The 23,949-nt window shown below is 61.4% G+C and carries 26 protein-coding genes; 2 read left to right on the plus strand and 24 right to left on the minus strand.

What is annotated here, in order from left to right; translation table 11 throughout:
• Window position 1: 1 nt before the first annotated feature.
• The 11 genes from IF204_RS08270 to IF204_RS08320 form a co-directional block, all read right to left on the minus strand.
• Window positions 2-856 (minus strand): outer membrane protein assembly factor BamD, encoded by an 855-nt coding sequence (locus tag IF204_RS08270; protein WP_194096098.1) that lies wholly within the window; start codon window positions 854-856, stop codon window positions 2-4.
• Window positions 857-988: 132 nt separating this feature from the next.
• Window positions 989-1,906, minus strand: a complete 918-nt coding sequence (gene lpxC / locus IF204_RS08275; protein ID WP_194096100.1) for a UDP-3-O-acyl-N-acetylglucosamine deacetylase — start codon at window positions 1,904-1,906, stop codon at window positions 989-991.
• A gap of 165 nt (window positions 1,907-2,071) precedes the next feature.
• Window positions 2,072-3,679 carry a cell division protein FtsZ gene (ftsZ, locus tag IF204_RS08280; RefSeq protein WP_194096102.1) on the minus strand — a complete coding sequence of 536 codons (1,608 nt, stop codon included), beginning with the start codon at window positions 3,677-3,679 and terminating at the stop codon, window positions 2,072-2,074.
• Window positions 3,680-3,854: 175 nt separating this feature from the next.
• Window positions 3,855-5,189, minus strand: coding sequence for a cell division protein FtsA (ftsA, locus tag IF204_RS08285; protein WP_194098182.1), 1,335 nt, complete (start codon window positions 5,187-5,189; stop codon window positions 3,855-3,857).
• Window positions 5,189-6,076: a cell division protein FtsQ/DivIB gene (locus IF204_RS08290; RefSeq protein ID WP_194096104.1), complete on the minus strand. Its 888-nt coding sequence runs from the start codon at window positions 6,074-6,076 to the stop codon at window positions 5,189-5,191. The genes ftsA and IF204_RS08290 overlap by 1 nt, the downstream gene beginning before the upstream one ends.
• Window positions 6,064-6,978: a D-alanine--D-alanine ligase gene (locus IF204_RS08295; protein ID WP_194096106.1), complete on the minus strand. Its 915-nt coding sequence runs from the start codon at window positions 6,976-6,978 to the stop codon at window positions 6,064-6,066. Before IF204_RS08295 ends, IF204_RS08290 begins: the two co-directional genes overlap by 13 nt.
• A 93-nt stretch (window positions 6,979-7,071) precedes the next feature.
• Window positions 7,072-8,007, minus strand: a complete 936-nt coding sequence (murB, locus tag IF204_RS08300; RefSeq protein ID WP_194096108.1) for a UDP-N-acetylmuramate dehydrogenase — start codon at window positions 8,005-8,007, stop codon at window positions 7,072-7,074.
• Window positions 8,008-8,059: 52 nt separating this feature from the next.
• The gene (locus IF204_RS08305) at window positions 8,060-8,296 is read right to left on the minus strand and encodes a DUF2484 family protein (RefSeq protein ID WP_194098183.1); all 237 of its coding nucleotides are present in this window, start codon (window positions 8,294-8,296) and stop codon (window positions 8,060-8,062) included.
• Window positions 8,296-9,699: a UDP-N-acetylmuramate--L-alanine ligase gene (murC, locus tag IF204_RS08310; protein WP_194096110.1), complete on the minus strand. Its 1,404-nt coding sequence runs from the start codon at window positions 9,697-9,699 to the stop codon at window positions 8,296-8,298. The genes IF204_RS08305 and murC overlap by 1 nt, the downstream gene beginning before the upstream one ends.
• Before the next feature lie 3 nt (window positions 9,700-9,702).
• The gene (locus IF204_RS08315; RefSeq protein WP_194096112.1) at window positions 9,703-10,797 is read right to left on the minus strand and encodes a UDP-N-acetylglucosamine--N-acetylmuramyl-(pentapeptide) pyrophosphoryl-undecaprenol N-acetylglucosamine transferase; all 1,095 of its coding nucleotides are present in this window, start codon (window positions 10,795-10,797) and stop codon (window positions 9,703-9,705) included.
• Between the two features lie 2 nt (window positions 10,798-10,799).
• Window positions 10,800-11,966: a peptidoglycan glycosyltransferase FtsW gene (locus IF204_RS08320; protein ID WP_194096114.1), complete on the minus strand. Its 1,167-nt coding sequence runs from the start codon at window positions 11,964-11,966 to the stop codon at window positions 10,800-10,802.
• A 148-nt stretch (window positions 11,967-12,114) separates the two neighbouring features.
• Here IF204_RS08320 and IF204_RS08325 point away from each other — a divergent pair, with 148 nt between their 5' ends.
• Complete coding sequence (locus tag IF204_RS08325) at window positions 12,115-13,290, plus strand: BaiN/RdsA family NAD(P)/FAD-dependent oxidoreductase (RefSeq protein WP_194096116.1); 1,176 nt, start codon at window positions 12,115-12,117, stop codon at window positions 13,288-13,290.
• A 60-nt stretch (window positions 13,291-13,350) separates the two neighbouring features.
• Here the strand turns inward: IF204_RS08325 and ureG are convergent, their stop codons facing one another.
• The 11 genes from ureG to IF204_RS08380 all read right to left on the minus strand — a co-directional run bounded on the left by ureG (window position 13,351) and on the right by IF204_RS08380 (window position 21,130).
• A complete protein-coding gene (ureG, locus tag IF204_RS08330) occupies window positions 13,351-13,983 on the minus strand; it encodes an urease accessory protein UreG (RefSeq protein WP_194096118.1) in 633 nt (210 codons plus the stop codon).
• Window positions 13,984-14,014: 31 nt separating this feature from the next.
• Window positions 14,015-14,650, minus strand: coding sequence for an urease accessory protein UreF (locus IF204_RS08335; protein WP_194096119.1), 636 nt, complete (start codon window positions 14,648-14,650; stop codon window positions 14,015-14,017).
• Window positions 14,634-15,086, minus strand: a complete 453-nt coding sequence (locus IF204_RS08340; protein ID WP_456085617.1) for an urease accessory protein UreE — start codon at window positions 15,084-15,086, stop codon at window positions 14,634-14,636. The genes IF204_RS08335 and IF204_RS08340 overlap by 17 nt, the downstream gene beginning before the upstream one ends.
• A 21-nt stretch (window positions 15,087-15,107) precedes the next feature.
• Complete coding sequence (gene ureC, locus IF204_RS08345; RefSeq protein WP_194096123.1) at window positions 15,108-16,808, minus strand: urease subunit alpha; 1,701 nt, start codon at window positions 16,806-16,808, stop codon at window positions 15,108-15,110.
• 3 nt (window positions 16,809-16,811) lie between these two features.
• Window positions 16,812-17,258, minus strand: coding sequence for an SRPBCC family protein (locus tag IF204_RS08350; RefSeq protein ID WP_194096125.1), 447 nt, complete (start codon window positions 17,256-17,258; stop codon window positions 16,812-16,814).
• 2 nt (window positions 17,259-17,260) lie between these two features.
• Window positions 17,261-17,581: an antifreeze protein gene (locus IF204_RS08355; protein WP_228069128.1), complete on the minus strand. Its 321-nt coding sequence runs from the start codon at window positions 17,579-17,581 to the stop codon at window positions 17,261-17,263.
• Window positions 17,578-17,883 (minus strand): urease subunit beta, encoded by a 306-nt coding sequence (locus IF204_RS08360; RefSeq protein WP_167639273.1) that lies wholly within the window; start codon window positions 17,881-17,883, stop codon window positions 17,578-17,580. The genes IF204_RS08355 and IF204_RS08360 overlap by 4 nt, the downstream gene beginning before the upstream one ends.
• A gap of 10 nt (window positions 17,884-17,893) precedes the next feature.
• The gene (locus tag IF204_RS08365) at window positions 17,894-18,196 is read right to left on the minus strand and encodes an urease subunit gamma (RefSeq protein WP_194096127.1); all 303 of its coding nucleotides are present in this window, start codon (window positions 18,194-18,196) and stop codon (window positions 17,894-17,896) included.
• Between the two features lie 10 nt (window positions 18,197-18,206).
• On the minus strand, window positions 18,207-19,004 hold the full coding sequence (locus IF204_RS08370) for an urease accessory protein UreD (RefSeq protein ID WP_194096129.1): 798 nt from the start codon (window positions 19,002-19,004) through the stop codon (window positions 18,207-18,209).
• 136 nt (window positions 19,005-19,140) lie between these two features.
• Window positions 19,141-20,835, minus strand: coding sequence for an adenine deaminase (ade, locus tag IF204_RS08375; protein WP_194096131.1), 1,695 nt, complete (start codon window positions 20,833-20,835; stop codon window positions 19,141-19,143).
• A 58-nt stretch (window positions 20,836-20,893) separates the two neighbouring features.
• Window positions 20,894-21,130, minus strand: coding sequence for a hypothetical protein (locus IF204_RS08380; protein ID WP_194096133.1), 237 nt, complete (start codon window positions 21,128-21,130; stop codon window positions 20,894-20,896).
• A 296-nt stretch (window positions 21,131-21,426) separates the two neighbouring features.
• On the opposite strand from IF204_RS08380, the gene IF204_RS08385 reads away from it, so the two are divergent.
• A complete protein-coding gene (locus tag IF204_RS08385; RefSeq protein WP_194096135.1) occupies window positions 21,427-22,314 on the plus strand; it encodes a LysM peptidoglycan-binding domain-containing protein in 888 nt (295 codons plus the stop codon).
• Window positions 22,315-22,329: 15 nt separating this feature from the next.
• On the opposite strand, the gene IF204_RS08390 is transcribed toward IF204_RS08385, so the two are convergent.
• Together IF204_RS08390 and IF204_RS08395 are read right to left on the minus strand one after the other, a co-directional pair.
• Window positions 22,330-22,773, minus strand: a complete 444-nt coding sequence (locus tag IF204_RS08390) for a rhodanese-like domain-containing protein (RefSeq protein ID WP_194096137.1) — start codon at window positions 22,771-22,773, stop codon at window positions 22,330-22,332.
• A 105-nt stretch (window positions 22,774-22,878) separates the two neighbouring features.
• On the minus strand, window positions 22,879-23,916 hold the full coding sequence (locus tag IF204_RS08395; protein ID WP_194096139.1) for a LacI family DNA-binding transcriptional regulator: 1,038 nt from the start codon (window positions 23,914-23,916) through the stop codon (window positions 22,879-22,881).
• Window positions 23,917-23,949 lie beyond the last annotated feature (33 nt).

Raw genomic sequence — 23,949 nt, forward strand, 5'->3', positions numbered from 1 at the left:
CTTACAGCCATTCGCCACGGATCATTTGACGGTAGATAGCGGCAAGCCAGCTATCACCGACGAGGCTCGGCTCCAGCCCCTGACCCGAGAGCAGATCGTAGCTGTCCTGATACCACTCGGTCGCCTGATAGTTATGACCAAGGATCGCACCGGCGGTGCGGGCTTCGTCGTTCAGGCCGAGCGCGAGGTAGCTTTCCACCAGACGGTGCAGCGCCTCGGGCGTGTGGGTGGTGGTCTGGAAGCTTTCGACCACGACGCGGAAGCGGTTGACCGCAGCCATGTAGTGACCGCGCTTCAGATAATAGCGACCGATCTCCATCTCTTTGGCGGCGAGGTGATCGAAGGCCAGATCGAACTTCAGCATGGCCGAGCTGGCGTATTCGCTGTCGGGATACTGTTCGATCACGGTGCGCAGCGCCTGAAGCGCTTGGAAGGTCAGGCCCTGATCGCGGCCAATCTCGTCGATCTGGTCATAGAACGACAGCGCCAGAAGATACTGGGCGTAGGCGGCATCTTCGGTGCGCGGGTAGAAGTCGAGGTAGCGCTGCGCGGCTGCTCGGCTTGCCTCGTAATCCTTGTCGCGGTGGTAGGAATACGCCTGCATGATCAGTGCGCGCTGGGTGATCTGGGCGTAGGGATAGAGACGCTCGATCTCACCGAAGTAGAAGGCAGCGTTATCCGCCTGCCCGCGTTCGAGCTCGTACTCGCCGCGCTCGAAGATCTCGTCCGCAGTGTAGGTTTCCAACGCGCCTTCGCTACGCGGATCAAAGTCGCCGCAACCTGCAAGCACGGTCAGCGACAGAGCAGCAGTACCGAGGAAAGTTCTCAACGTGACGCCCCGAATTCGGCCTGACATGAACATCCCCCAAAAGTGAATTAGCTAACTGGTCCGCAGACATATAGCCGCGGTTCAGCGTTGGTCTAGCATAGAAAAATGCCGCGCAAAATGCCTTTTGGCATCACGCTCCTGTGGCGCAAAGCACAGATGTCAGGCAACAGCCGCAAGGTCGGTGAGGCGAACGCCAACGCCCGGCAGGCGGGACGACAGCGTTGCGTCGCAATGCACCCAGCGCCAAGCGCCCGGAGTGTCGAACATCGCGCGCAGAAGCTTGTTCGTGAGCGCGTGACCGGCGCGCACACCGGTGTAACGGCCAATGATAGGCGCGCCAGCGGTATAGAGGTCGCCCAGAGCGTCGAGCATCTTGTGACGAACGGCTTCGTCGTCGTGGCGCAGACCGCCCGGCGTTAGAACCTGATCGCCTTCGACAACGACAGCGTTGTCGAGCGAGCCGCCGAGAGCCAGACCCGCTTTGTGCATGGCGATGACGTCGCTGTTGCGACAGAACGTGCGGCTATCGCACAGCTCGCGCACGAACGCACCGTTAGCCATGTTGAGTTGCTTGGCTTGGGCACCGATGGCCTCGTCAGGGAATTCGATGCTGAAATCGATTTGCAACGAGGTCGCGGGCGACAGGCGGGCAATCGCGTCGCCGTTCGATACTTCGATGGTGTCCAGCACTTCGATGACGCGGAGCGGCGCAGGCTGACGCTTGATGCCGGTAGTCATGATCGCTTTGACGAATGGTGCAGCCGAACCGTCAAGGATCGGCACTTCGGGGCCGTCGATTTCAACGAGGACGTTGTTGATGCCCGTACCCGCGAGAGCAGCCATCAGGTGCTCGATCGTGGCAACGGAAACGCCTGCTTCGTTGACGAGGCGGGTGTTCAGCGGCTCTTGGTTCACGTTCGACCAAAGGGCGGCGATCTCGTTGTTGTCGGTCAGATCGCTGCGACGGAAGACAATACCATGCCCTGCCGGCGCCGGATTCAACACAAGGCGCGCCGGTTTGCCGGAGTGGAGTCCGACACCGTCAAGGGTCACTAGTTCGTTCAGAGTCTTCTGCAAGGCTTCCTCGCGCGTTAACTTTCCTTTCAGGTAAGGAAACTTGCGCGGAGGTACAACTCACTCTTTGCAACGCGCTGTAACATTCAGAAACATGGCGCAAAGCCCTTGTTTTCAAAGCAAAAGGCCGCCCGATGGGCGGCCTTTGTGTCAGCTATTGCAACAGCCTTAGTTGGCTTGGCGACGCAGGAATGCGGGAATTTCGATCCGTTCCTGCTCGTCATCGTTGTCATAGGCTTCTTCGCGCGGCGCTGCGACCTGCGGCTGCTGTGCCTGACGCACTTGCGGCTGCGGCTGCTGCGGAGCGCGCGGCTGCTGTTGGCCTTCGTTGTGGCCAGCCATGCGGTGAAGCAGGTTGTTCAGGCCGAAACCACGGCGCTGTTCGGGCTCTGCTGCGGGCTTCGGTGCCGGAGCGGCAGCCTGCGGACGTTGTTGGGCGGCGGGAGCCGAACCGACAGCGTTCTTCAGGCGGGCCAGAGCTTCGGCCGAGGGTGCACCAGCCTGAGCGGCAGGAGCGCGCGGAGCAACGAATTCGTTGGCTTCCGGCTCGGGACGCGGCTGGTAAGCCGGCGGCGGCAGGTCGTCTGCTGCGTTTTCTTCGAAGGCATTGAAGACGTCTTCTTCCGGTGCCTGGAAGGTGTCTTCGAACTGGGCACGCTGCTCGCGCTGAACCGGCTGCTGGGCTACCGGCGCGGGCTGCTGCTGAACCGGAGCGGCCTGCGGTGCAGGAGCCGGAGCTTCTGCGCTGACCTGCTGGGTGAGCGGCTGGGCCATCGAGCGACGCGGGGTCGGCATCTCTTCGCGCTTTTCGCTGGCGTCGATGCCGGTGGCAACGACCGAAACGCGCATGGAGCCTTCCATTTCCGGATCGAGGGTCGAACCGACGATGATGTTGGCGTCCGAGTCCACCTTTTCGCGGATCTTGTTCGCAGCTTCATCGAGTTCGAACAGCGTGAGATCGTAGCCGCCGGTGATGTTGATAAGAACACCACGTGCACCTTCGAGGCTGATTTCGTCGAGGAGCGGGTTGGCAATCGCCTGCTCTGCCGCGTCGATAGCGCGGTTTTCGCCGTTGGCTTCGCCCGTACCCATCATCGCCTTGCCCATCTCGTCCATGACCGAACGAACGTCGGCGAAGTCGAGGTTGATAAGACCCGGACGGACCATAAGGTCGGTCACGCCTTTAACGCCCTGGTACAGAACGTCGTCGGCCATTGCGAAGGCTTCGGTGAAGGTGGTCTTTTCGGTCGCCAGACGGAACAGGTTCTGGTTCGGAATGATGATCAGGGTATCGACGACCTTTTGCAGGGCTTCGACGCCTGCTTCGGCCTGACGCATACGCTTGCCGCCTTCGAACTGGAACGGCTTGGTCACGACACCGACGGTCAGAACGCCAAGCTCGCGTGCGGCCTGAGCGATGATCGGAGCAGCGCCGGTGCCGGTGCCGCCGCCCATACCGGCGGTGATGAAGCACATGTGAGCGCCAGCAAGGTGGTCAACGATCTGTTCGATCGACTCTTCGGCGGCTGCTGCACCTACCGAGGCGCGGGCACCAGCGCCCAGACCTTCGGTGACCTTGAGGCCCATCTGGATGCGTGCTTCCGACTTCGATTGCTGCAGCGCTTGGGCGTCCGTATTCGCGACAACGAACTCCACGCCTTCGAGTTGCTTTTCGATCATGTTGTTGACGGCGTTACCGCCTGCACCACCAACGCCGAAAACAGTAATCCGGGGCTTGAGTTCTTCTTGCCCGGGCATGGAAAGGTTCAATGCCATACTCAGTCCGCCTGTATTTTGTTGCCCGTCCCAACGGGAGTTTATACCGATTTAATCCCCAGTCTAACGTCACACGAATGCAACGTCACGGGAAAAAAGGGATACGAGCCACAAAATCTGGAGGAATCGAAGGCGTAAACGTCGCTATCTCGGCCAATCGGCAAGATTTAGCGCATTACCAGTTGTCCTTGAACCATTTCACCGCTCGGCGCAGGGAACGTGCCGGATAGATGGTGTCCGGCACCTCGAAATCCCACCACTCGTCCTGCGGATGAGCCGCGAACATGGTCAGACCTACCGCCGCTGCAAATGCAGGGCCCGTCGCCGCCTGCGGAAGACCGCTGACGCGCATCGGACCGCCCAGACGAACCTGCGTGCCGAGGATGCGCGTGGCAAGCTCGTCGAGGCCCGGAATCTGACGTCCGCCGCCAGTAAGGACGATCGCCGGATTATGCAAGCTGTCGAAGCCCGCAGCATCGAGGCTGTCCTTCACCTCTTCGAGAATTTCTTCGACGCGCGGACGCATGATGCCGATCAGTTCGGCCCGGGTCACACTGCGGCGGTCGTGGTGCCAGTCGCCGGAGTTGCCGCCGATCTCGATGACTTCGCGGTCATCGAGGCTGGTCGCGACAACTCCGCCGTAGAAGGTCTTGATGCGCTCGGCGGTCGCTTCGGGCACGCCAAGGCACTTCGAAATGTCGTGGGTGATCAGATCGCCGCCCATGCGCACGCTGTCGGCGTAGATCATGTGGTTCTTGAGGAAGATCGACACGCCCGTGGTGCCGCCGCCCATGTCGATACAAGCCGCGCCGAGCTTCTGTTCGTCCTCGATCAGCGAGGAGATACCCGCGACATACGCCGACGAAGCAATTCCGGCGAGTTCGAGGTCGCAGCGACGAATACAGTGAACGAGGTTCTGGAGCGCCGCCTTTTCAACGGTCAGCATGTGCAGGTCTGCCGACATCTTGTTACCGGAGTGACCACGGGGGTCGGTCAGGCCGGAACGCTGGTCGAGCGAGAAGTTGATCGGTTGGGCGTGGAGCGCCTCGCGGCCTTCGCCAAGGTCTGGCACATCGCAGGCGGCCAGAACGCGGCCGATGTCCTGATCGGTGACGACTTCACCGCCCAGCTGGATATCCCCGGCCAATCCGTAGGATCGCGGGCGTGCACCCGACAGACAGGCGATAACGTGGTCGACACGCTCGCCGGCCATTTTCTGGGCCGACTGGACGACGGTGCGGATTGCGCGCTCGGTTTCCTGCATGGCGTCGATATCGCCGAAGCGGACACCGCGCGAACGGGTGGTCGAGGCACCGATGACGCGGTACTGCGCCTGCCCTGCCAGCGAGCCGACGCCATCTTCGGCGCGGAAACGGTCAGGGCCATCGAACCGGAGAACCAGACAGGCAACCTTGGACGTGCCCACGTCGAGGATCGCGATCAATCCGCGTTGCAGTGCCGCTTTGCGCATATTCCGCATGGCGCGCTGGTTATCGTACAGATGATTCATCATTTGCCTGCCCCCGACAAAGCGGCGTTCAGTCGCCGCATTTCTTCTGTGCCTGTGATGCCCAATTTTAGGGTCGGTCGGTCATCGTTGCGCATATCGACCACCTGAACGTCACGGCGCAGCAGATCCTGCGTTTGAGCCATGACGATCACGCGTTCCAATGCAGTGACCGCATTTCTTTCGGGCAACATGATACGCTGGTCGCCGTCCAGGACCACGTCCCAGCGGCGTTCGCCCATGCGCACCAGACCGCGGACCTTGTCCTTGATCGGCGCAGCGGCGGCGAAGAGCGCCATTGCCTCGTTAATTGCTTCTTTCGCGCCGTCGCCTGCAATGAGCGGCAGTTCGGGGCGTTCGCTGCGGGCCTGTACCGAAGCGACGAAATTGCCTTCGCCGTCGATCATGCGCAGCCCGTCATCCAGACGCCAGATGGCAACCGGAACGCGGGGGGTGACGTCGACTTCGAGCGCGCCGCCGGAGGTGACACGCAGGATCGCCTTTTCGACGCCCGCGATCTGCTCGACCGTGGCGCGCATGGCGGCGAGGTCCATGTCGAAGGATGAAATCGGGAATTCGATGGGAAGGGTCGCTACGATCTCGGTCGCCAAGCCATCGCTTGCGCCTTCAACGGTCAGTTCAGCGACCATGAATTCGGGGCGGTGCTGGAACGCGTCGACCCAGTCGTTGACGTGATCGGTCACATAAGTGCGGCGGCCCTCGTCCACCGCGACAAACGCCACGGCGCAAGCCAGCAGAGCGACCGGCGGGCCAACGCGGAACAGGCGGCGATACGCAGGCGTGAGCATCCAGCGTTCATAGCGATACGACCAGCGCGAGGGCGCGGGATCACGGCGAAGCTGATTGCCACGGCTGCTCATCGATCGCATGAAGCGTCCTCCACCAGCCACTTACAGAACGCGGGGAAGTCGAAACCGGCGTAGGCCCCCTGCTCCGGCGCGAGCGAGGTCGCCGTCATGCCGGGCTGGGTGTTGGTTTCCAGAAGGAACAGGCCGTTCAGACCGCGACGTTCGTCCCAACGAAAATCGGTGCGCGAAATGCCACGGCACCCCAGCGCCTGATGCGCCCTGAGCGCGTAGTCGAGGCAGGCGTTATAGATCTCGGTCGGGATGTCGGCGGGGATCTGGTGACGCGAGCCGCCTTCTTTGTACTTGGCGTCGTAGTCGTACCAACCCGTGGTGATGATGTCGGTGACGCAAAGCGCCTTGTCACCCATCACGGTGGTCGTCAGTTCACGTCCCGGAATGTAGGCTTCGACCATAACGGTCTGCGGCATTTCTTCGGACAGTTTCGGCGGCGTGTTCGCGCCTTCCTGCACCAGATAGACGCCGACGCTGGAGCCTTCGTTGTAAGGCTTCACGACATAGGGCGCGGCCATCAGATGACGGGCGGAAACGTCGTCTTTGTCAGCGAGGAAGCTTTCGGCGAACGGCAGACCGGCGGCGCGGTAGACGCCCTTGGTCTTTTCCTTGTCCATGGCAACGGCAGAGGCCAAAACGCCCGAGTGGGTGTACGGAATGCGGAGCCATTCCAGCAGGCCCTGAACGCAGCCGTCTTCGCCCCAGCGGCCGTGCAGCGCGTTAAACACAACGTCAGGCTGGATGCTCGTCAATTGCTCCGGCAGATCATTGCCAGCGTCAATTTCTACGACTTCGAACCCTGCGGTGCGGATCGCTTTTGCGCACTCCTTACCCGTGCTGAGGGAAACCTCACGCTCGGATGATGGACCGCCCATCAGAACAGCAACCAAGGGGTTTGCCCTGCTCGACATTCCCACTGCCTCTTTTGCACGCCTTTGTGGCGTATCAGTTTTTGAAAACATGCCCTGCGTTAGTTAACGGAGCATGAAGCCTGTCTTTTATTTTTATTCGGAAGGGGCCGGTTCACCGACCCTCATGATTTCCCACTGTAGCGTGATACCGCTTGAATCGTAAACCTTTTTCCGCACAGCCTCACCTAGCCCTTCGAGATCAGCCGCCGTTGCGTCACCCGCGTTGGTGAGGAAGTTCGAGTGCTTCTCATTCATGACCGCGCCGCCGATGGTCGCGCCGCGCATTCCGGCGTCGTCGATGACCTTCCACGCCTTCAGTTCGTGCGTATCGTCCGCCTGCCCCGTCGACGAATAACCGGCGGGATTGCGGAAGGTCGAACCGGCGGTCCGGTCCTTGGTCGGCTGCGTCTCGTCCCTTTTTTTCAACTGGTCTTCCATCCTTTGACGGAGAGCCTCGGGATCGCCTTCGGGCGCATCGAAGGTCGCGGAAATGATGATCGCCCCTTCCGGCAGCGAGGACTGGCGGTACTGCATCCCCAATTCGCTGACCGGTAGAATTTGGCGGGAGCCGTCGCGCATAATGACTTCGATCTCGCGCAGAACGTCCGCCGTGTAGGTGCCGTAGCAGCCCGCGTTCATCGTCACAGCGCCACCAATGGTGCCGGGAATGGTGCGTAGGAACGTCAGATCGAGCCCCGCATCGGCGGCTTTCCGCGCAACCATCGCGTCGAGCAGCGCAGCGCCGGCTTTGACCGTGGTGCCGTCAATCTCGATCCCGTTGAAATTGCGGCCCATGCGAATGACCACACCGCGAATACCGCCATCACGCACGATGAGGTTAGACCCCACTCCCATCGGGAAAACGGGCACCGCAGGATCGAGCTCTTTCAGGAAGTCGGCGAGGTCATCGGGATCGGCGGGCTGGAAGAACACATCCGCAGGACCACCGACGCGCATCCACGTCAGATCGGCAAGATTACGGTTTTCGGTGAGCGTGCCACGAACGGGCGGAAGTGCGAATTCAGTCATGCTTCGGATGTAGCGCGGAGGCATGAATCTGCCAAGCGATCAGAGCCGAAAATCAACCGCGAATACGTTTCCAGAGGAAGTAGACGGGCCAGCGGAGCACGGACATCGCGCCAAAGAGCACCAGCAGACCGATGATCGGCCCGTTTTCCCATGTCACCCAGCCGAGGAGCGGGATACCGGTCGCAATCAGCACGTATGCCCGCGACCAGTGATTGTCCCTGCTGGGGATCAACGCGGCGACATTGGCCGCGATGAACCAGCAAAAGGCGACGACAAGGGAGAGTGAGATCATTTCTCCAGTCGGGCGGGCAGATTGTTCGCCCACTGACCGATGGTACCCGCGCCAAGGCAGACAACGATGTCACCAGGACGGGCCTGTTCACGCACAAGGCGCTCCAGATCGTCTTCGGAGATAATTGCACGCGCATGGCGGTGACCGTGACGGATCAGACCGGCAACGAGGTCATCGCGGCCTGCGCCTTCGATGGGTTGTTCGCCTGCGGAATACACCTCGGCGATGGCAACCACGTCGGCCTCGTTAAAGCAGCCGCAGAAATCCTCGAAGAGGCTCGCCAGACGGCTGTAGCGGTGCGGCTGGTGAACAGCGATCACGCGGCCTTCTGAGGCGTGACGCGCGGCTTTCAGAACGGCAGCAATCTCGACCGGATGGTGGCCGTAGTCGTCGATAATGGTCACGCCATCAAGGACTTCGCCGACCTTGGTGAAGCGGCGGTTCACGCCGCCAAACTTGGCCAGCGCCTCGCGGATACCGTCTTTCGACATGCCGAGGAAACGCGAGACAGCCACAGCGGACAGCGCGTTCGATACGTTGTGGTCACCCGGCATCGGGAGCGAGCAGCCTTCGATCACGTCGTCTTCGGCCTGAAGCGCGATATCGAAGTGAGCGACGCCCTTCTCATAGCGCAGGTTGATCGCGCGCACGTCGGCCTGAGCGTTGAAGCCAAAGGTGATGACGCGGCGGTCGGTGATTTTGCCGACGAGGTTCTGCACCTCGGGGTGGTCGGTGCAGCAAACCGCAACGCCGTAGAACGGGATGTTCGATACGAAGTCGTAGAAGCCCTTACGCAGGTTCTCGATGCTGCCCCAGTGCTCCATGTGTTCGGGGTCGATGTTGGTGACGATAGCGATGGTCGCCGGAAGGCGGTTGAACGTGCCGTCGGATTCGTCGGCTTCGACCACCATCCACTCGCCCTCGCCCACGCGGGCATTGGAGCCGTAGGCGTGGATGATACCACCGTTCACCACAGTCGGGTCAAAGTTGCCGTGATCAAGCAGCGCAGACACCATGGTGGTGGTGGTGGTCTTACCGTGAGTACCGGCCACCGCAACGTTCGACTTCAGGCGCATCAGCTCGGCGAGCATCTCTGCGCGGCGCACAATCGGCAGGCCGCGGCGGCGCGCTTCGTCAAGTTCGGGGTTGCCCGGTTTGATAGCAGACGAAATGACGATCACGTTCGCATCGGCGAGGTTGTCTGCCGACTGGCCCTCGAAAATCTTCACGCCCATACCGGCCAGACGGTCGGTGATCTTGGATGTTTTCGCGTCCGAGCCCTGCACGGTGTAACCGAAGTTGACCAGCACCTCGGCGATACCGGACATGCCGATGCCGCCAATACCGACGAAATGGATTGCGCCTACATCGGTCGGCAGTTTGGTAGCGGTCGAGTTCATTCTTCAGTCTTTCTTCTGTGCCAGGTCTTCGACAAGCATAACTAGCCGTTCTGTAGCGTCCGGCAAGGCGCAAGACAGCGCGGCACCCGCCATTTGGGCAGCGCCCTGCGGGTTGGTGAGCACCAATTCGATCTGATCCTTGAGCGCCTCGGCGTTCATTTTGCTTTCCGGCATAAGGATCGCGGCACCCGCTTCGACCAGCGCACGTGCGTTGGCGGTCTGGTGGTCTGCGGTCGCTGCAGCGAACGGCACAAGTACAGAAGGACGACCGATGACCGAGATATCGGCAACCGACGACGCACCCGAACGGCTGATAACCAGCTGCGCTTCGGCCATGCGTTCCGGTACGTCGGTGAAAAAGCTCTGCACGTCGGCACGCACGCCACAATCGGCGTAGGCGGCATTCACGCGGTCCAGATCCTCGGGACGCGCCTGATGCGACACGCGCAGGTGCTGGCGAATAGGTTCGGGCAGCGCGGCAACGGCGGCGGGCACGACATCGGACAGGATGCGCGCGCCTTGGCTTCCGCCCATCACAAGCATCGACATCGGATAGGCACCCGGTTCGATGTAGCCAGCCGCATGGCGCGACAGCACCGAGCCGCGCACCGGATTGCCGGTGTGGTCGCCCTCTACCCCGTCGGGGAGCGCAGTCGGCCATGTGCCGCAAGCGATCTTGGAGACATGTTTCGCGAACACTTGATTCACGCGGCCCAGCACGCCGTTCTGTTCGTGGATCATCCGCGGCAGACGCAGCACGGTCGACGCGGCCATCGCGGGGATCGACGGGTAGCCGCCAAAGCCGACAACAACAGCGGGCTTGTCACGCATCATGCGGCCGATCGCACCGATGATGCCGCCTGCGATCTTGAACGGAACCAGCGCCTTGGCCGCAATGCCGCCACGGGCAAAGGTCGCGCTGCCAAGTTCGATGACCTCAACCTCTTTGGGGAAGCCGCCGGTATAACGCGCGCCGCGCGCATCGGTCGTCAATTGAACGCGCCAGCCCTTGACGAGCATCGCCTCGGCCAGCGCTTGGGCAGGAAACATATGGCCGCCGGTACCACCGGCGGCAATAATGAGCAGCGGTGCCGCCATGGTTAGCGTCCCCTTCTGAGTAGAATGTCGCCGATATCACCCTGCGAACGGGTCCGCGTCAGCGCCAGCAGCATCCCGATCAGGATGCCCGATGCGATGACGGACGAACCGCCATAGCTGACGAACGGAAGGGTCATGCCCTTGGCAGGCAGAAGGCGTACGGCCACGCCCATGTTGATCACGGCCTGAATGCCGAATGCACATGCGAGGCCCGTACCGGCGAGACGGATGAACGGATCGCGCTCTTTCGTCAGGCGATAGAGTGAACGGATCACGATGGTCATGTAAAGAAGCGCGATGCAGCCGACGAGCACGAGCCCGTACTCTTCTGCGGCAACCGCGATGATGAAGTCGGTGTGTGCGTCGGGCAGGTTCATTTTGACCTGACCTTCGCCGATGCCGACGCCAAAGAAACCACCTTCGCGGATCGCATTGGTCGCAAAACCAAGCTGCGTCCGCGGGTCCAGATCGGCGCTGAGGAAGCCGTCGATACGGCGGGCGAAGTGTTCCGAATTGCCGTAGGCGAACATGCCCGCGCCAATGGTCAGACCGGCCACACCGACGAGCAGGAACATCGGCGCACCGCCGACGAAATACATCACGCCCCACGCAAAGAGCACCAGACAGGCTTGGCCAAAGTCGGGCTGGAGCGCGAGCAGCAGACACACAGTCGCCGCCAGAATAGCCGAATACATCCGCCCCGGAGGGCCACCGAGGTCATGCGCCGAGGCCATAAGCCACGCGGCCACCACGATAAATCCGGGCTTGAGGAATTCCGAAGGCTGGACCGAGAAACCGCCCAGCGACAGCCAGCGCACAGCACCCTTGCCAAAGTCAGTACCGATGAACGGCAGCGCGATGATGATGGCAAACGTCACGCCAAACCCCAGCGTCGCAAGGCGGCGCACCAGCTTGGGGGACATCATCGAAGTGATGAACATGGTGATCATCGCCAGCATCCCGAACTGGGCCTGCTTGATCACGTAATAGAACGGCGCCATGCCCGTGCGCTCTGCCAACGGCGGAGACGAGGCAAGCCCCAACAGAATACCGATACCGAACAAACTCAGCACGCATGTCAGCGCGAATTTATCGATTGTCCGCCACCAACGTGGAAGAATGGGATCTCCGGTGGATACCGGGATCGTGCCATAGACCATCTCAGTCATGGGTGTACCGCTTTTCTGCCTCGTGATCGTCCGTTTGCCGGATCTGATGGGATGAAGTGTAGTGCCAACGCAGGTTCTTTGCCAGTAAAATAAAGGCGGGGTTTCCTGCCCCCTTGCGCCTTTCCGCTTTTCCCGTCAGGTGACGCCCATGCGAGTGAGAACCCTTATCATCGGTGCCGGAGCAGCCGGCATGTTCTGCGCGGCGAATGCCGGTCCTGACGTTTTGATCGTCGATCACGCCAAAAAACCGGGCGAGAAAATCCGGATTTCGGGCGGCGGGCGCTGTAACTTCACCAACCTCGATGTGAAGGCGTCCAATTACATCAGCCGCAATCCGCACTTCGCCAAAAGCGCCCTCGCTCGTTACACGCCATGGGACTTCATCGGTCTGGTAAGCGGCCACGGCATCGCCTGGCACGAAAAGACGCTCGGCCAGCTATTCTGCGACGATAGCGCCAAAGACATCATCGCCATGCTCCAGTCCGAAATGGACAATGCAGGCGCAAAGCTGATGCTGGAGACATCGGTCGAAGCGATCGAATACGACGGCAGCCACTACACGGTGATCCTCCAGCGCGGCGGCAGACAGACGATCTGCAAGGCAGAGAAACTAGTCATCGCGACGGGCGGCAAGTCGATCCCGAAAATGGGCGCAACGGGTTTTGCGTATAAAGTTGCCGAGCAGTTCGGCCTATCGCTTACAGACACCCGCCCCGCGCTCGTGCCATTCACCTTCTCGGATAACCGCTTCGCCGCGATCTCCGGCATCGCGACACCTGTCACCGCCCGCGCCGATCAAGGCCCCGCTTTCGCCGAAGCGATGCTCTGCACGCACCGCGGCCTCTCCGGCCCCGCGATGCTGCAGGTCTCCAGCTATTGGCAGGAAGGCGAGGACATCCACATAGACCTCGCGCCCACGACCAAAGTCACCGACGCGCTGAAGCAGGCCCGCAAGGACAGTCCGCGCAAATCGATGACTACCGCGCTCGGCAAACTCCTCCCTGCCCGCTTGGTCGATCTGCTCAAGGACGAACTCGCCGTCACCGGCAACTGCGCCGAATGGTCCGACGCACGCATCGACACGCTGGCCTGCGCGCTCTCGAACTGGTCGGTCAAACCGACGGGCACCGAAGGCTACCGCACCGCCGAAGTCACCCTCGGCGGCGTCGACACGGAAGGTTTGTCCTCGCAAACGATGGAAGCGAAAAACGCCCCTGGCCTCTATTTCATCGGTGAAAGCGTCGACGTCACAGGCTGGCTCGGCGGCTACAATTTCCAATGGGCATGGGCCTCTGCCCACGCAGCAGGACAAGCGATCGCCTGACCTGCCTTTGTGCCCCCAAATATCCCGGGGTGAATGCCGCAGGCAGAGGGGCAGCGCCCCTTAGGCCGCCTCCTCTTTGAGCACCAGCCCACCGATATCGACGATGTAGGACACGATCTCTTCGGGTCCGATCCCATTGCGCAGCTCGCAGAACACGAACGGCTTGCCTTTGCGGTGCTCGGTCGCGTCACGCTCCATCCTCGCGGTGTCCGCACCGACATAGGGCGCAAGGTCACGCTTGTTGATAACCAGCAGATCCGACTTGGTCAGCGCAGGGCCGCCCTTGCGTGGAATGTCGTCCCCTGCTGCCGTGTCGATCACATAAATCGTCATATCTGCCAGCTCGGGCGAGAACGTAGCCGATAGGTTGTCGCCGCCGCTTTCGATCAGGATCAGGTCGAGGTCCGGAAACGCCTCGTTCAGCTCCGCAACAGCCGCAAGGTTGATTGAGGCATCCTCACGGATTGCTGTATGCGGACAGCCGCCTGTTTCCACCCCGCGCACACGCTCGTTCGGCAGAACCTGCGCACGCATCAACGCTTCAGCGTCTTCGCGGGTGTAGATGTCGTTAGTGATGACCGCCATGGAGCAGCGATGCGCGAGCTGCTTGCACAGCTCTTTGGTGAGGGTCGTTTTACCGGCGCCGACGGGACCACCGATCCCGACGCGCAGCGGGCCGTGAGGAGAACTCATAGCGCCATTCCTTCCATGTTCAGACCGCCCGTCATGTGCGGTAGATCCGTGTCGTTTGTGTCTCGTGCGCGATCGCCGCGATGTCCGCCGCCATAACCGCGCTGCCGAGGTCATCTTCGCTCGCCGTCATTGCCTCGGCGGCAATGGCCTCGATGACCGGTGCGGCGCTGCGCAAAACGCGTTGCGCTTCAGTCTGCCCGATGGGCACGCAGCGGGCAGCGATAGTGCAGAGGTTACCCGCGAAGGCTTGCAGGTAGAACGTCAGCGTCTCGGCCAACGGCAACCTTTCGGCCTTGGCCGCAGCGCCTGCGATTACAGGCAGCGGCCAAGCCTCTTTCGGGCCGTCCCATACGTCCGACACGACATTGCTGAATGCCCGTCCCTGCGCGGTCGTTTCCAGATGCCTCTCACGCGAACTGCCCAGCGCGATGGCGAGTTCGGCTACCTCAGACGCGTCGCCCCTATAGGCCAGCGCCAGCAAAATAGCGTCCTGACGCCCCGCCCCGCGCTGCAATACATCAAAAAGCCATGGGGAAAACGTCTTGGCGTCCGAGACCTTGCCCGCTTCACACATCGCCTCAAGCCCGTGGGAGTAGGCGAACGACCCAACGGGGAAGTTCGCGCCGAACCACTGGGACAGCGTGAGAATGTCAGTGCTCGTGGCCATGCGTCCGTCCGTGGCCGTAGGCGCCGCCTTCGGGGGTGAAGGGTTCGGTGACCTTTTTTACCTCTGCGCCGAGCAGCTTCAGCATGTCCTCGATGACGTGGTCATGCTTGATGAGAATACGCTCATGCTCGATCTGGCAGGGGGTGTGGCGGTTGCCGATGTGCCACGCCAGACGGCTGAGGTTATGGCCGCGCACCTCGATCAGATCCTCGGCAGCGGCTAGGACCATGACGCCGCCATGTTCGGTTTCGAGCACGTCGCCCTGGTTCAGTGAGGTGGTCTCTTTCAGGTCGATGAGGATCGACGCACCGCTATCGGTGTCGAGCTTCTTGCGCCGCAGGAAGCGGTCCTCATAAGTGAGCGTCAGCGTATCCGGCGCGGTCAGGTTGGGACCGCGCGAAACGGTGCGGGCGACGGGAAAAGTGATCTGGGTCACAGGCATTCTCCGGCTCCCCGATCAGAACATGAAATAGCGCTGCGCCATCGGAAGCTCCGATGCGGGCTCGCAGGTCAGCAGTTCGCCGTCGGCGCGGACCTCATAGGTTTCAGGGTCGACTTCGACTTTGGGCATGAGGCTGTTGTGCACCATGTCAGCCTTGCCGATGTTGCGGCAGTTTTCGACCGGCAGAACCTCTTTACCGAGCCCCTGCCCCACGCCAGCCTCGTAGGCTGCCTTGGACACAAAGGTCACGCTGCCTGCCAGCAGGGCCCCGCCAAAGCCACCGAACATCGCGCGGCTGTAGACGGGCTGCGGGGTCGGGATCGAGGCATTGGTGTCACCCATTTGGGCCACGGCGATGGTGCCGCCGAGCAGAACCATCTCTGGCTTTACGCCAAAGAACGCAGGCGACCAGAGCGCGAGGTCGGCGCGCTTGCCAACTTCGATGCTGCCGATGTGCTTGGACATGCCGTGGGCGATGGCGGGGTTGATGGTGTACTTGGCGATGTAGCGTTTGACGCGGGTGTTGTCGTTTGCGCCCTGCTCTTCGGCCAGACGGCCGCGCTGGACCTTCATCTTGTGCGCGGTCTGCCATGTGCGGATCAGCACCTCGCCGACGCGGCCCATGGCCTGACTGTCCGACGCGATGATCGAAAACGCGCCCATGTCGTGCAGGATATCCTCTGCCGCGATGGTTTCCTTGCGGATGCGGCTTTCGGCGAAGGCCACGTCTTCGGGGATCGACTGGTCGAGGTGGTGACACACCATCAGCATGTCGAGGTGCTCTTCGAGCGTGTTCACCGTGTAGGGGCGCGTCGGGTTGGTCGAGGACGGGATGACGTTCGGCTCACCGCAGACCCGGATGATGTCGGGCGCGTGACCGCCGCCTGCGCCTTCGGTGTGGAAGGCGTGGATGGTGCGGCCCTTCATCGCCGCAACGGTATTCTCGACAAAGCCGGATTCGTTCAGCGTGTCGGTGTGGATCATGACCTGCACGTCCATTTCATCCGCCACGGTCAGGCAGTTGTCGATGGCGGCGGGGGTAGTGCCCCAGTCTTCGTGCAGTTTCAGACAGGACGCGCCCGCGTTGATCATCTCTTTCAGCGGCGCGGGGAGCGAGGCGTTGCCCTTGCCCGCAATGCCCGTGTTCATCTGAAGACCGTCGAACGCGCGGAGCATCTGGCCGATGTGCCATGTGCCCGTGCAGGTCGTCGCCAGCGTGCCGTGAGCCGGCCCCGAGCCGCCGCCGATCATGGTGGTGACGCCCGAATGCAGCGCGTCGTCGAACTGCTGCGGCGCGATGTAGTGGATGTGGCTGTCGATGCCGCCAGCGGTGAGGATACGCCCCTCGCCCGCAATGGCTTCAGTGGCGGGGCCGATGACGATATTGACGCCCGGTTGGGTGTCGGGGTTACCCGCCTTGCCGATGCCAGCGATGCGGCCGTTCTTCAGACCGACGTCGGCTTTGTAGATGCCGGTGTGGTCAACGATCAGCGCGTTGGTGATGACAGTGTCGACGGCGCCTTCGTCGCGGGTGCGCTGGGACTGGCCCATGCCGTCGCGGATGACCTTACCGCCGCCGAATTTGACCTCTTCGCCGTAGGTGGTGAAGTCCTTCTCGACCTCGATAATCAGATCGGTGTCGGCCAGACGGACCTTATCGCCGGTCGTCGGTCCGAACATGTCAGCATAGGTTGCGCGGGAGATTTTCGCGGGCATGACTTATTCCTTTTTATCGAGCCCCAAGAGGACGCGTCGCGGGCCGTCCCGATGGGAATACAATTTGCGCGCCCAGAGCGCGAAAAGCGGGGTCAGAACGCCCGCGTCTATGGTGATGTTTTCGTCGAGCCGACTACCCGAACCTTCGGGCGTAATGTTCAGACGGTGCTGCCAGGTTTTGACACCCGCGCCGACCTCGTCGGACTCGAACTGCATGGCTTCGTCGTCGCAGCGCACGACCCGCATCCGGTAATCCTGTGCAGGCAAGCGCCCGAAGAGGCGCACCTTGACGGTAAAGTCCTGCCCTTCCCTGACCCTGCCTTCGGGAAGCCCTTCGAAGGCCAGCAGCGGCTGGCAAACCTCGGCCAGCGCATCGTAGTCGGTCACAACGTCCCACAGTTTTGCGGGCGGGACGTCGTACCAGTGGGAAAGGTTTACCGTCTTCGTCATCGTTACTTCAGCTTCGGAAAGCTCGGGCCTTTCTTGGCCAGTCGAGCGCTATTCGATCTGGTCTTGGCGCGTAGCGGTTTAATCATGGCCATCGCGACCTCGTCGGGGCGCTTGCCGCTGACGGCAGCGGACATTCCGGCAGCGGCGGACTTTGCGAAAGCGGGGGGCTTTTCGCTAAACATCCGTGCGTTTTCGGACGGCGTGACGGACCAGAGCCCCATCATGCCAAGCACACGCATCGACATCACGGCGTTGGTTTCCCAGACCAGCATGGTCAGGGCCGTCGATGCGCCGATTAGCTCTGCTGGGGTTGCGACCTTCATAGCGCGCCCATGACTTTCTGGTTGAAGCCGTAGACTTTGCGATCACCAAGCAGAGGGATGAGGTTCACCTCACGCTCCTGCCCCGGTTCAAAACGAACAGCGGTTCCGGCCGCAATATCGAGGCGTTTGCCATGTGCGGCGTCACGATCAAACGACAGCGCGGGGTTTGTTTCGGCAAAGTGGTAATGGCTACCCACCTGCACCGGACGGTCGCCGGTATTTGCGACCAGCAGCGTGGTCACTTCGGCACCGGCGTTCAGTTCGATCTCGCCTTCGGCCGGAAAGAGTTCTCCTGGGATCATCTTCTTCTCCTTAGCGGATGGGGTGGTGAACGGTGACGAGCTTTGTGCCGTCAGGGAATGTCGCTTCGACCTGTACGTCGTGGATCATCTCGGCGATGCCTTCCATGCACTGCTCTTTGGTGACGACATGCGCGCCTGCCTCCATGAGGTCGGCCACGCTGCGGCCATCTCGGGCGCCTTCGACCACGTAGTCGGTGATCAGCGCGATCGCTTCGGGGTGGTTGAGCTTGACGCCACGCTCAAGGCGGTTGCGGGCAACCATTGCCGCAACCGAAATCAGCAATTTGTCTTTTTCGCGAGGGGTGAGGTTCATCGGGCCTCCTTTACATAGTCCAGACGCGGGGCAACGGCGCGCCGCGAAAACGGGTCAGAAATTCAGTCATTTGGCGGCGCAGTTTCAGCGCGTCATCGGCCAGCAATCGTACGACAAGGCGGCCACCCCAAGCGGAGGCGTTGACGCCGTAAGTGCGCGCTTCTTCCAGTCGGTCTTCGGCGTCGCTTGCCACATAGAGGATAGTGGCGCTGGCGCGGGCATTATCGAGGGCACCGATCCCCTGATAGGCGGAGAACGGACCGTTGATCCGTGTCGCCTCGGCGTGAACCAGCCTGCCGCCCTGACGGATGCGCCATTGGTCGGCGAAATTGACGGTGTCCAGCGTCTCACCCATCGCGCGGCGGCCGTAGACAATCGGCTCGACGATCAGCAGGCGGCTGGCTTCGTCCATCTCTGCCGTGATCTTGCGAGCAATCGCGCTGCGGTCGAAAAGGATGGTCTCCTGCGGCATCCAGCAGAGTGTTCCGCTACCTTTGACGGTGAGGCTTACATTCATTTGCGCGACACCTGCGGAGGCTTTGTAGACACGCTCCGCCGTTTGCGTGGCGACATTGACCGAAGCGCCGTCCAGCGCCTCGATGCTCACAGAATAATCGTCGCCGCCCGTCAGCCCGCCTGCGGTGTTCACAAGCACCAGATCCGGCACAGGCGCGTGGTTGCGCGGGAGAAGCGCCTTCAGGCTGCCCGACTGGTGCAGATCGCGCAAACGGTTGCCGGCACCGGAAAAACCGGCGCGCGCCTTACCCTTGGCGCGTTGCATCCCCGCGATCATCGCTGTGTCGAGCATATGTCCCCCGCTGTTACCGACAGCTAGACACCCGATTGCGACAGGCGGTAGCGCGACCTTCGTCTTGCGCTCAAATGATATGCAGCAGCGCGCACGACAGCCCGCGAAATGAGCGCATTGCCCAGATTTTACGCACTCAGGAAATCAGCTCGAATTTGTGCACATCGACCATCCCGCGGTCGGTGATTTTGAGCGCGGGAATGACGGGCAGCGCGAGGAACGCGAGCTGGAGGAACGGCTCTTCGAGTGTCACGCCCAGCGAAGTCGCAGCAGACCGCAGTTCCACCAGATGATCGCGAACGACCTCGAACGGCTCAAGGCTCATGAGGCCCGCCACCGGCAGCGCCAGTTCAGCAAGGATTTCGCCGTCCTTCACCACAACGAACCCGCCTTCAATCTCTCCCAAACGGTTGGAGGCCACAGCCATGTCGTCGTAATTCGCGCCAACCACCGCGATATTGTGGTGATCGTGACAAACGGTAGAGGCAATCGCACCTTCTTTGAGCCCGAAGCCTCTGACAAAGCCAGTCGCGATATTCCCGTTCTTTCCATGGCGTTCGACAACGGCAATGCGGATCAGGTCGCGGTCCGTGTCCGGCTTTTTGTCACCATCGGTCGAAGGGATATCCTCGGTCAGAAACTCGGTGATGATCTTTCCTTCGAGGATGCCGATCACAGGCGTTTCAGGGTTGTTGCCGCCGTGGCGGAACTGCTCTGCCACGACCTTCGGCGCTTTGACCGACTGGCGGCCAACGGGTTCGATCACCTCGCGCCCCGCGAATGCCGCGTCGTTCACCACCGTGCCGCCGCAGAGCACCAGCTTGGCATCACAGCTTTGCAGCGATCCGACCGCCACGATGTCCGCCCGCTTACCCGGCGCGATTTGTCCGCGATCCTTCATCCCGAACGCCTCCGCCGCCGATAGCGACGCCGCACGGTAAACCGCAGGCACCGGCGAGCCCAGCGCGATCAGCGTATGGATCATGTAATCGAGGTGCCCGTGCTCTCCGATGTCCAGCGGATTGCGGTCGTCGGTGCATAGGCACAGATAGGCAGACGTCAGATCATTCAGGATCGGCTGGAGTGCGTGAAGGTCTTTGGACACCGAACCTTCGCGGATCAGAACGCGCATCCCTTTGCGCAGCTTCTCCAGCGCCTCTTCAGCGGTTGTCGCCTCGTGCTCCGTTCGGATACCAGCCGCGATGTAGGCGTTGAGGTCGTTGCCCGACAGCTGCGGACAGTGCCCATCTATGTGCCCGCCTTCGAAGAGGCGAAGTTTGTCCATACATTCCGGGTCGCGGTGGATGACACCGGGGTAATTCATGAACTCGGCCAGACCGACGTTCGACGGGTGACCCATCACCTCGGCGATGTCGTCCGCAAGCAAGGTCGCGCCCGTCGTTTCCATATGCGAGGACGGCACGCAGGACGAAAGCTGCACCTTGATATCCATCACCGTCCGCTCGCTCGCCGACTGGAAATAACGGATACCGTCGAGGCCGATGACATTCGCAATCTCGTGTGGATCACAAATCGCCGTCGTCACCCCGCGCGGCGCAACGCAGCGGTCGAATTCAAACGGCGTGACGAGGCTACTTTCAATATGAAGGTGCGTGTCGATGAAACCGGGAACGAGAGTCAGGCCCGAAACGTCGATGACCTTCTTGCCCTCGTAGCCCTGCCCCACGCCGACAATCGTATCGCCACAGATGGCGACATCGGCGCTGGTGACGGCTCCGGTGACAACGCAAAGCACCTCTCCGCCCGAGAGTACCACATCAGCCGGAATATCCCCGCGGCCCATCGCAATTCTGGTCTCGAGAGTATCCATGCCTGTCTCCTGCACTGTCTTTCAGGCAGTAGACACGAATGGCAAAGGGCCAACAAGGTCAGAAGCCGAACGCGACCTCGGGCACCTGCGGACTGCCGGCTTCTTGCTCGGCCACGAACTCTTCGTCACATTCTTCGGGCAGACATTCGACAGGCTGGACCGCCAGAGGCTCATCGGCCATCGGCACAAGCATCTCGATCGCACGCGCGGACATGACGTGCTGAGGCACAAGCACCGGCATCGCGGACACCATGGCAGGCGCCAGACAAAGCAGAATTGTTAACCGTAAAACCATCACACTACCCGTATTTCGAGACTTTCCCCGAAATACCCGCAAAACGTGCGAGTCGCCCGCACCCGCACGGATCAAAGGCGAGCAACTATCGGTAGGGTGGCATGCTAAAGTAGTAATGAAACGTTGAATTCGCTCCCACGGCGCCTAACTGTCGGACACCTTGCGCGGGAACGCATCATAACGGGCGGGCACATACAAAAAACCGCTCAAAACAGACATCAAGCGTGGCCACCTGCGAAATCTCGGTATAGGTCTGCGGTTGAAGTTATCGAGTTGGATTTTCCATAGACGTGCCGATGCAAAAGATCAGTTTTCTTTGTCTAATCACAGCCTTGAATGCGCCTGCCGCGTTTGCAGAGTCCTACACAGTGCAGGGTGGCGACACTCTTTACGGCATAGCAGCGCGCGAGCTGGGCAACGGCGCGCGATGGCCGGAAATTTGTACGGCCAATGAGACGAACCTGGCGGATTGCGAGAACATCTATCCGGGGCTTGTTTTGGAGATTCCGAACGGTCAGCAGGAGACTGAAAGCAGCGGTTCCGATTTGCTTGATGCGATGCCTGAGTGGGCAGCGGCTTTGGCTGCGAGCGCTGACGGGGACACTGTTGCTCAGGACGACAGTGAAGAGTCTACCGAGGAAGATGCGGAGCCTGCTCTGCCCGAGCCGGAACCGGTCATCGAGATCGAGGAGGACGTCGAAGTGGCGGAGCCCGAGCCTGATGCGACGGTCATTGACGCTCCGGGGATTTTCCTGATCACCGATCCGGTCGAAATGGCGAATGCCTTCGGCACGACAGCGCCAAGCATTCAGGTCGAGGGTGCGGACAATGGCGCGATGCTTTCGGGCAGCGTCCCTACCACCGGTAGCCCGCGCATTCAGGGCGCCTTCCTGACGCTCGACGCCGAGCAGACCGCGAGCCTAGCGGGTCAGCGCGTAACCGCGATCCTGAGGGTCCAGTCGGAGCACACAGGCATGGTGGGCGTGATCGGCGGACTGATTGACGGCGCAAATTCTGGCTGGAAGATGACCCGCCTGAGCGAAGGGCCGAATTTCCTGCCGCTGAACTTCAATCTGCCTGAAGACACCACGGACCATGTCTTTGCGATCGGCGTGCAGCCCGATCCGAACGACGAAGGCCAGTCGATCACCGTGACCTCCGTCGCGATTGGCGTCAGCGACTAATTACATCATCGCAGCTTACGCCGCTTCGATTTCGGGGACGCTTGATGGCTCGTCGCCCATCGCCAAGGCGAAACCTTCGTCGATCCAACCAGTGACGCCGCCGATCATCTCTTTGACCGGACGGCCCATGCGGGCCAGACGCACGGCGGCTTTGTTCGCGCCATTGCAGTGCGGACCGGCGCAGTAGACGACGAACAGCGTATCGTCGGGCCACTCGGACATCTTACGTTCGGTCATCTTGCCGTGCGGCAGGCTGATTGCGCCCGGCACGTGGCCTTCGCGGTAAAGCGCGGGGCCGCGAACGTCGAGCAGGACGAAATCGGTAGCTCCGTTCGACAGCGAATGATGGGTGTCCCAGCAGTCGGTCTCGAAGGTCAGGCGCTTTGAGAAATGGGCGAGCGCATCTTCGGATGCTGCGGCGGGCGTTTCAGCGACGGCGGACGGGGTAACGGCGGTCATCAATACTCTCCAAAGGTAATGCGCAGACCGTGGCACAGGATGCCGCGGACGCAAAATCAGATTATTTGATGGAGTCCATTCGTTTCCGAAATCGTCCCGCTTTGCCTACGAATTGGGCCGCCCGATGGGACCGGGGGAAGTCACCGACCCACGTAGGATCAGGTCAGGCATGATCAGCTCTTCTTCGGCAGGCGCGTTGTCGGCTTCGCCCTCAATCATTGCAAGCAACCGAATAATAGCAGTGCGCCCGATGAGGTTGCGCGGCTGGCGGATCGTTGTCAGCGGCGGCGAGATAAATGTCGCCTGCGGCACGTCGTCGAAGCCGATCACCGAGAAATCCTGTGGGATCGTATAGCCGCGCGCGGCAAGGCCGTTCATCACGCCGATTGCGGTAATATCGTTCACACACATGAACGCGGACGGCACATCATCGCGGATGAACAGCAGTTCGACCGCGTGACGCCCGCTTTCGAGCGAGCCATCCCCCGGCACGATAACGCGGTCTTTTTCGGGAATACGCGCGGCATCCATCGCCTGATCGAAACCCTCGCGGCGGCGGCGATAAGACATACGCGACAGCGTGTCGCCGACAAAGGCGATGCGGCGATGACCGGCTGCCAAGAGGTGCTCGGCAGCTTTTCGGCCCCCTGCCCGATCATCAACGCCGACGTAGGTAAAGCTGTCGTCGCCAGCAGGCTCGAATGCGGAGACGACCGGCGGCAGGCTGATGCCTTCAAGGCTCTCGAACGGCAGGCGACCCGTGAACAGGATCATCCCCGCGAGTTTGTGGGAGGCGACATAGCGCAGGTAGTCGAGGCTGCGTTCGGGATCGTTCTGGGTATGCCCGATGAGAATCGCATGGCCGCGTGCGCGGGCTTCGTTCTCGATTCCGATGAGGGTCGTCGTAAAATTCGGGTCGCCGATATCTGGCGCTAGGACGAGGATGATGTTGGTCCGCCCCATCCGCAGGCTGCGCGCCATAGCGTTGGTCGTGTAGCCGGTCACGAGGATGGCTTCGTTGACCTTCTTGCGCGTGGCTTTGGCCACCTTTTCAGGGTTGTGGACGGCACGACTGACCGTTGCGATGGAGACGCCCGCGATACGGGCCACGTCCTCGATTGTCGCCGTAGGCTTTGCTGCCAAGTCCCCGTACTCCTTGCCCGTGCTGCCCTAGCG

Origin of the sequence: Marivivens aquimaris (assembly GCF_015220045.1) — a bacterium.
GTDB classification, from domain to species: Bacteria; Pseudomonadota; Alphaproteobacteria; order Rhodobacterales; family Rhodobacteraceae; genus Marivivens; species Marivivens aquimaris.